Raw genomic sequence first — 7,305 nt, 5'->3', positions numbered from 1 at the left:
GGCTCGCGCCGCGCGGGCCTTTTGACGTTCCACGCCGCACCACCAGAGCCGCCCGCCGCCCATGGATCGGGCCCCCGGCCCAAAGAGGGGAGGGGGCTCGGGGCCACGCAACCACAATCCCTGCGGCGCGGCGCCGAAGCGTCACTGCGCTCCCGCCTTGCGCCGGGTTCGGCGCTCCGCCTTGCGGGTGGCCGTCTCCCGCAAGTGATGCTCGATCGCGTCGTTGGCACGGGTCCGCATGTGTCGGATCGCCTCGACGTCGTCGAAGGTTTCGGGGAAGCGGCGCGACAGCCACAGATAGGCGCTGGCGAGCTTCACGGTCCGCTCCTGATAATCGAGCTCCCCGGCAAGGCTGGCCCGCAGGGCGGGTACCGTCGCTCCGGCCGCCCGAACCTGACTCCACCGCTCCAACATGCCCATGGCGATCTCGTCGCGCCGGTTGATCGGGCAGACCGAGAACACGAATTTCTCCTCGATCGGCAGGCGAGCCCGGTCGACGATCCGCGCGATCTCCAGAACCTCCTCCAGGGCCGAGGGCTGGAACGGCGAGCCGGCATAGAAGGTCGCCCGCGCGAAATGCGTCATCACCTCGTAGAGGCTGGGTGTCCGCATCTCTTCCGCCACGGAGCGGATCGCGGTCAGATCCGGGCGGACGTAGAAGCGCGTATCGGCGGCCGGTGCCGAGGGCGCGCCGGCCAAGGCGACCCTGATCGGCTCTATCGCGGTCGCCTCAGTGGCCGCCACGATGCCGAGATCGTGGTGGCCGTAGCGCCCGGCCCGGCCGGCGATCTGCCGGATCTCGGAATTGGAGAGCGGCCGCTCCTCGACGCCGTCCCACTTGCGTACGGCCGAGAAGACGATCCGCTTCAGCGGGCCCAGATTGAGACCCATGCCGATGGCGTCGGTCGTCACGAGCACGTTGGCTTCGCCCGATCGGAAACGTGCCGCCTCGGCGCGGCGGACCTCTGGCGACAGGGCGCCGTAGATGGTCGCCACCCGATGCCCGCGGGCAACCAAGATCTCACGGTTCTCGTGCACGGCGCGGCGGGAGAAGGCGACGACGGCATCACCCGGCTCGACCCGCTCCAACGGAACCGGCTCGTCGAGAAGCACCAGCGGCGACTTGCGCTCGAAGGGGATCACCTCCAGCGATTCGTTCGCCGCCTCGGCAGCACGCCGGACGTAAGAGAGGGCGTCGTCCGAACCGCAGACGATGACGGTCTTGGCCGGGACGCCGAACAGGGCATTCGTCCAGGCCCAGCCGCGATCCGGATCCGAGAGCATCTGGATCTCGTCGATGACGGCGATCTCGATCGGGCGGCTGAGGTCGGCCGTCTCGATCGTGCGGGCGGTATGGGTCGGATCGGGCGCGCCCAGCACCTCCTCACCGGTGACCATGCCGGCCCGCAGGCCGCGCTCGCGCAGTCCCTCGTAGTTCTCCAGTGCCAGCAGGCGCAGCGGTGCCAGATAGGCGCCGGTGGGGGCCGCGCTCAACGCCTGCAGCGCCGCGTAGGTCTTGCCGGAATTGGTCGGCCCCATGTGGAAGATGATGCGGCGGTTCAGTCGGCGCGCGGCTGCGAATTTCTCGATATAGGCGCCGAATCCCACCTGATCCCTCAGCCGGCGCAGGCGCGACCCCTCGCGTGCCACGGCCTTGGCCCGCTGGCGCACCGGCGTCAGGGCATCCGTCAGGGCGCGGGCGAGCCTCGGATTGAGATTGAACGGGCGGGAGCGCAGCGAGCGGTCCATATGCTCGAGATAGGCTCCGGCATCGGCGCCCACCTCGCGGAGATCGGTGAGGATCTGGCCCCTGAGCCGATCGATCGGCTTGCGCAGGTCGCTCGTCGTGCGCGCCGTCATCTCGGCCACGGCGGCACGCAGCACGTCGAGCCGTCGCGTCGGATCGTTCCGGGACGCCATGCCTTGGAGGATGTCGGCGATGACCGGGTCGGGCGCGGCGTCGATGCGCAGATCCAGGCGGCCGGCATCGAGCAGCGGGATGCCGATCCGGACGCTCCAGCGGATGCTATGATCCTTCCCCACCCCGGCCCTGAGGGCAGGGATCGCCTGTTTGAGGGCCGGGATGCCGCTCTCGGCGAAGGCGCGGGCCGTCCGCATTTCCCTCAGCGCGCGCGCTACGCGCTCGTCCTCGACCACCGCTCCGAGTTCCGGAAGTTCGAGGTGGGCGCGCAGAGCCTCGAGATCGACGGCGTTCGGCGCGAGTCCGAGCCGACCGACCGCTTCGATCAGGCTCTCGACAGTGGGGCGGAGACGCTTGCGGGCCATCGGCTCACTTTCGACAACGGCGTCCGTCTCAGCCCGGATCTTCGCCCCGGCCTGACCAAACTCGATGACCGTGGCATGTGATCGTTTGGCGGGCGAGGCGGCTGCCTCCTCGACGAGGCAATCTCCACAATGAGATGCATGGTTCCGTCTGGAACGACCTGAGAGGCCGGGCTGACCTCACCCATTCACCGTCGCATGTGCGGCGAGGAAGTCGATGAAGCTTCGGATGCGCAGCGCCAAGCGCGCGTGGCCGACATAAAGCGCATGGACCTCCTCCGCGTCCCCGGGATTGAACGGCTCCAGCACCGGCACGAGGTGTCCGGCGGCGAGATCGGCCCCCACGTGGAACCGGGCAAGGCGCGCGATCCCCGCGCCGCCGAGAGCCATCAGGCGCACGACCTCGCCGGAATTGCCGAAGAAATTTCCCTGGATCGGGCGCTGGCTCACGCCGGATCCGGCGCGGAACGGCCACGTGTCGAGGGATCGACGGAAGCTGAAGTTCAGGCAGTTGTGCCGCGCGAGGTCGTCGGGATGGTCCGGCACTCCCTCCCGCGCGAGGTAGTCGGGCGCGGCCACAACGACCATCCGGCTGCGCCCGAGGCTGCGCGCCCGAAGGCGCGTGTCGCGCAAGGGGCCGATCCGGATCGCGACATCCGCCTGAGTGGCGGGCAGATCGATCACCTCGTCGGTCAGGGCGAGATCGAGGCTCATCCGCGGGTACTGGGCGAGGAAGCGCGGCAGGACGGGCAGGACGATGTGGGTCCCGTAGGGCACAGAGGCATTCACCCGCAGCCGCCCGCTCGGCTCGGCGCTCGACCGGGTGAGACGGCGCTCGATCGCGTCGAGCTCCGCCATGAGGTCGGCGGCCTGATCACGATAGGCTTCGCCCTCGGGCGTCAGCGTCAGCGAGCGGGTGGTCCGACGCAGCAGCGCGACGCCGAGACGGGCCTCGAGGCGGGCGACCGCCCGGCTGACGGCAGACGGGGTCTGACGCAGGGCCTTGGCGGCGGCCGCGAAGCTCCCTTGCCGCACCACCTGAAGAAAGGCCTACATCTCGCCGAGCCGGTTGTCCATGGCGGGACCATTCGTGCATTCAAGGCACGACCATCGTGCTGCGATGCGTGCTACTCACCAATCGATCCAGCGTCCATCTCCTCGACATCGCCACGGCGTCGAGGAGCCCGTTATGGATCTGCAACTCACAGGACGAAGCGCGCTGGTCACCGGATCGACTGCCGGGATCGGCCTTGCCATCGCGACGCGGCTGGCCGCCGAGGGCGCGGAGGTCATCATTAGCGGCCGGCAGCAGGCCAAGCTCGATGCCGCCGCGGCGCAGGTCGGTGCTGTGGGACGGGTAAGGGCGGTTCTCGCCGATCCCGGCACGCCGGAGGGCGCGGCAACGCTGGTCCGCGCAATCCCTGAGGTGGACATCCTCGTCAACAATCTGGGGATCTACGAGGCCAAGGCTTTTACTGAGATCACCGACGCGGATTAGTACCGCCTGTTCGAGATCAACGTCGTATCGGGCACCCGCCTCGCCCAGGCCTATTTCCCGCGGATGCAGGCGCGCGGCTGGGGCCGCATCGTATTCGTATCGAGCGAATCCGGCCTCGTCCCGCCACCCGACATGATCCACTACGCGGTCACCAAATCGGCCCAGCTCACGATCGCCCGGGCTCTCGCGCAGCTGACCAAGGGCAGCGGCGTCACCGTCAACACGGTGCTGCCCGGGCCGACCCGCTCCGAGGGGATCGGCGACTTCCTGAAAAGCGTCGCCTCGGATCCCAGCCTGTCGCCCGAGGCGATGGAGGCGGAGTTCTTCCGCGTGCACCGGCCGCTCTCGCTGATCCAGCGGATGATCGAGCCGGACGAGATCGCCGCGATGGTGGCCTATCTGGCAAGCCCCCTGGCCGCCGCGACGAACGGGGCCGCGCTCCGGGTCGAGGGCGGGATCGTGCCCACCATCGCCTGACCGACGCCGGCTCGGCAAAGCGGCGGGGAGTTTGGCGAGGAGCTCGGCCTGGGCCTCCACCGCGGCGGGTGGTCCATGCCTCGGTTCGTGTCAGGCCGGGACACTCGGGCATCGCGGGATCTGCGCCGAAGCGGATCTTCAGTGCCCCGCAGCCTTCTCGCGTCTCCGCGTCGCGTCGAGCCCCTCACGCGCGGCTATGCATTCGCGGCCCGACCGAGGCCGCGAATGCAGTGGCCTCCGAAGGCTACCTCGTAGGGCTGAAACAGGACGCGCAGGACGGTGACGCCGCGGAATCCGCCCGACGCGGTGCGCCAGCGGATCGACTGCCCCTCGGACAAGCCCAGAAGCGCCGCTCCAACCGGTGAGAGGACCGAGAGGGCGGGCCCGGACGCGTCCTCTTCGCCGGGGAAGACGAGCGTCGCGCGGCGGACATGGTCTGTGACGTCGTCGCGATACGCGACCCGCGTGTGCATCGTCACGACTTGGGCCGGCACCACCTCCGGAGGCACCACGGTGGCACGGTCGAGCTCTTCGGCCAACCAAGCCGCCACCGCCGCCCGGGGGTGGGGCGGCTGGGCCGCGACCACCACCTCGCGCAGGGAGCGCAGGTCGGAGACCGGGATGATCAACGGAGGGCGTTCTTCGAAGCGGATGGTCACGGATCTCAGGATCTCGTCCGACAGGGATCGTTTGCGGGCGGCGCGACCCGCATGCGGTCTCAGGCGAAGGCGGCCTCGTGGACCTTGAGCACGGTCAGGCGCCTGGTTTCGCCCGTCCGAGTGGCCCAATCGATGGATTGACCCTTGCTCAAGCCGATCAGGGCCGCGCCGACGGGAGTCAGCACCGAGATCCTGCCCTGGCCGATATCGGCCTCGCCCGGATAGACGAGGGTCACCGTCTGGACCTTCCCCGTCGTGTCATCCCGGAATTCGACTCGGCATCCCATCCCGGCGAATGCAGGGGCGGCCTTTCCGGCCCGCACGACCTGAGCCCGGTCGAGTTCGTCCGCGAGGTAGCCCGCAACCTCCGGCATGCGATCCATGGCGGCGGCAGCGAGGCCGACCAAGCGTTCGTGGTCTTCAGCCGATACTCTGATCTTCGGCAAGCGCGTGCTGCCCACGCGCTTCCGGAGGGTCGTGTCCATGTCGTTGATCCTTGTTCAGGCCGCTTGGGGGCCGGGGTCGTCGTGATCGCTATCGTCCGTCGCGAGCGGCCGGTTCGGCCGCGGTCGCCGCAGTGGGACCACCGTCTCGTCGCGCGCGTCGTCGGTCGGCGGTTCGGACTCAGGTGCCGGAACGGGATTGTCTGCGGTCATGGAGGCCTCCTGCACGCCGACGTTCTCCGGCGCCGAAGGTCCGCGGCGCCGACGTCAGGCGTCGTTCTCGCGTGAGAACGCGGGCCGGCAGCCATTCCGGCCGCAGACCCGAGTCTCGTCGATGGTCTGGATTCGGTATCGTCGAGCCTCTCGGCCGACCTTCGGGCGCTTTGGAAAAAAGCCTTCCCGGCTACCCCGAGCAGGACGTGCAGGGACGCACCATCGGCTCGGGGCTACTGTCCCGCGATGAAATTGCCTGCCCGGAGCAGGCCACGATTGAGAGGCGGACGATACGGCATGATCTTCTCAAGATTGGCCAAGTCGCCGCCGTTGTCAAACGCGACCTTCCGCAGCAGCAACTCGGTATGATCCTCGTCGATGATCGCTGTTCAAGCACGATGTGCGGCCGGAGAGCCGCGCCCGTGACCTCCATCGTCATGGGCAGGCATGCCCGGTGAGGGATCGAGAAGTGGCTTTTCCAAAACCGTGACCGGGGATGCTGCCGCCAAGGCCGGCGTCGATCCCTCGATCGACCCGTCGCGCTTGATCGACCCGTCGCGCTTGAGCGGCTCGTCCGGCAAACGACACGCAACGGCGGGTCGTTCATCGAGTTTCAGCGAAGTCGATTCCAAATCCATTCGGTGAGCCGAGCCAAGATCGGCGAACGAGCGCCGTAGAGACCGTCCTGCTTCACAGGCTTGACTCTCGTACGGCTTGGCCTGTACTCAGCAAAATTATGCCGAACCGTCTCCAAAGCATTCGCCTTTTAGGGCGTGCGGGCAGCCTGCAAGCAGGCATCTAAGCCCTGGCGCCCTGCCGGCCTTTCGAGGCGCGGCCTGCTCCAGGGTCAATCTCCAGCACTTCTTCTTTTTCGACGCGCCGGTCCCGAAAGGGCTGCGCGAGAATCCATTCTGCGCGGCTTTGCCGTGCGGAGTGTTTGCGCTGTGAGGTGTCAGAATGGATGCCGTTCGGGAACTCCCGCCGATTTCGCTTCCTGATCATGACTTCGATCATCTTGTCGCGTTCGGTCTCGCCGCGTTCCAGCGCGGTGATCCGAACGCTGCCTTTCTGCTGACGGAGCTCGAGAGGGCAGCGTACTTCAGAAATTCCGAAGCATCTTCAGACGTCGTTACTCTGAACAGCCAAGTCGGCTATCGACTCGATGACGAGGTGTCGGTGCAGGCGCGCAAAGTCTTGCCCCCGACCGTTTCCGTCGAGGCGGAGGACGAAGTCTCCGCAGCGAGCCTGCTCGGCATCGCCCTCCTCGGTCTCAAGAAGGGGGACCGTATGCCGTTTCGGGACGATGCCACCGGACAGGAACACGTTCTCGAAGTCGAGGATCTCGCGCCGCCGGCGCCTGCGCTCGAGCCTGTTCCCTTCAGGCCCTTCGGCCGTCTCCTCCGCTAGACCAGCGTCCCGGGCGGGAGTTCCGGGGCGCTGGTCCAACTCACTGTGCAGTAAAGTCTTTTTCTGAGATTGGCATCCGGCTCTCCGGCAGATGTCCCGACCTTTGCACCCTGGCCGATCAACATTCGGCTGCAGGCAAGGCCGCGAAATCGCGGCTGCAGCCTCGTGCGATGTCACCCACTGACAGGAACGTAGTCATGACCGAACATCATTGGCCCGTACATGGCCGTATCACCGGCCCGATCGTGATGATCGGCTTCGGTTCGATCGGGCGGGGAACCCTGCCCCTGATCGAGCGGCATTTCGAGTACGACAAGAGCCGCTT

General features: G+C 67.6%; 8 protein-coding genes and 1 pseudogene. 4 read left to right on the top strand and 5 right to left on the bottom strand.

From position 1 onward, the window contains the following. Nucleotides 1–141: 141 nt before the first annotated feature. Nucleotides 142–2,286, bottom strand: coding sequence for a helicase-related protein (locus tag HNR01_RS27120; RefSeq protein WP_183671034.1), 2,145 nt, complete (start codon nt 2,284–2,286; stop codon nt 142–144). 177 nt (nt 2,287–2,463) lie between these two features. After that, on the bottom strand, nt 2,464–3,321 hold the full coding sequence (locus HNR01_RS27115) for a LysR family transcriptional regulator (protein ID WP_309236266.1): 858 nt from the start codon (nt 3,319–3,321) through the stop codon (nt 2,464–2,466). 151 nt (nt 3,322–3,472) lie between these two features. Between HNR01_RS27115 and HNR01_RS27110 the strand changes: the two are divergent. Continuing rightward, nucleotides 3,473–4,258 (top strand): annotated as a pseudogene (locus HNR01_RS27110) (SDR family NAD(P)-dependent oxidoreductase). A 194-nt stretch (nt 4,259–4,452) separates the two neighbouring features. On the opposite strand, the gene rnk (HNR01_RS27105) reads toward HNR01_RS27110, so the two are convergent. The 3 genes from rnk (HNR01_RS27105) to HNR01_RS27095 are packed head-to-tail and all read right to left on the bottom strand — an operon-like array spanning nt 4,453 to nt 5,573. Continuing rightward, nucleotides 4,453–4,917 carry a nucleoside diphosphate kinase regulator gene (rnk, locus tag HNR01_RS27105; RefSeq protein ID WP_309236265.1) on the bottom strand — a complete coding sequence of 155 codons (465 nt, stop codon included), beginning with the start codon at nt 4,915–4,917 and terminating at the stop codon, nt 4,453–4,455. A gap of 59 nt (nt 4,918–4,976) precedes the next feature. Further along, nucleotides 4,977–5,402 (bottom strand): nucleoside diphosphate kinase regulator, encoded by a 426-nt coding sequence (gene rnk, locus HNR01_RS27100; RefSeq protein WP_183671030.1) that lies wholly within the window; start codon nt 5,400–5,402, stop codon nt 4,977–4,979. Between the two features lie 15 nt (nt 5,403–5,417). Continuing rightward, a complete protein-coding gene (locus tag HNR01_RS27095; RefSeq protein ID WP_183671028.1) occupies nt 5,418–5,573 on the bottom strand; it encodes a hypothetical protein in 156 nt (51 codons plus the stop codon). A 206-nt stretch (nt 5,574–5,779) separates the two neighbouring features. Here HNR01_RS27095 and HNR01_RS27090 point away from each other — a divergent pair, with 206 nt between their 5' ends. From HNR01_RS27090 to HNR01_RS27830, 3 genes are all read left to right on the top strand, one after another. Next, nucleotides 5,780–6,031, top strand: coding sequence for a hypothetical protein (locus HNR01_RS27090; protein ID WP_183671026.1), 252 nt, complete (start codon nt 5,780–5,782; stop codon nt 6,029–6,031). Between the two features lie 499 nt (nt 6,032–6,530). After that, entirely contained in the window at nt 6,531–6,980 is a 450-nt protein-coding gene (locus HNR01_RS27085) for a GreA/GreB family elongation factor (protein ID WP_183671024.1), read from the top strand. A gap of 197 nt (nt 6,981–7,177) precedes the next feature. Beyond that, a partial coding sequence (locus HNR01_RS27830) for a saccharopine dehydrogenase NADP-binding domain-containing protein (RefSeq protein ID WP_183671022.1) occupies nt 7,178–7,305 on the top strand: 128 nt, incomplete at its 3' end.

Origin of the sequence: Methylorubrum rhodesianum (assembly GCF_014199985.1) — a bacterium.
GTDB lineage: Bacteria > Pseudomonadota > Alphaproteobacteria > Rhizobiales > Beijerinckiaceae > Methylobacterium > Methylobacterium rhodesianum.
This window is presented reverse-complemented; position numbering and strand designations above follow the sequence as displayed.

What these genes read in the sequence shown, in the direction of transcription:
- HNR01_RS27095 (WP_183671028.1), bottom strand. Translation starts at nt 5,573, where the DNA reads ATGACCGCAGACAATCCCGTTCCGGCACCTGAGTCCGAACCGCCGACC.
- HNR01_RS27085 (WP_183671024.1), top strand. Translation starts at nt 6,531, where the DNA reads ATGGATGCCGTTCGGGAACTCCCGCCGATTTCGCTTCCTGATCATGAC.
- HNR01_RS27120 (WP_183671034.1), bottom strand. Translation starts at nt 2,286, where the DNA reads ATGGCCCGCAAGCGTCTCCGCCCCACTGTCGAGAGCCTGATCGAAGCG.
- rnk (WP_183671030.1), bottom strand. Translation starts at nt 5,402, where the DNA reads ATGGACACGACCCTCCGGAAGCGCGTGGGCAGCACGCGCTTGCCGAAG.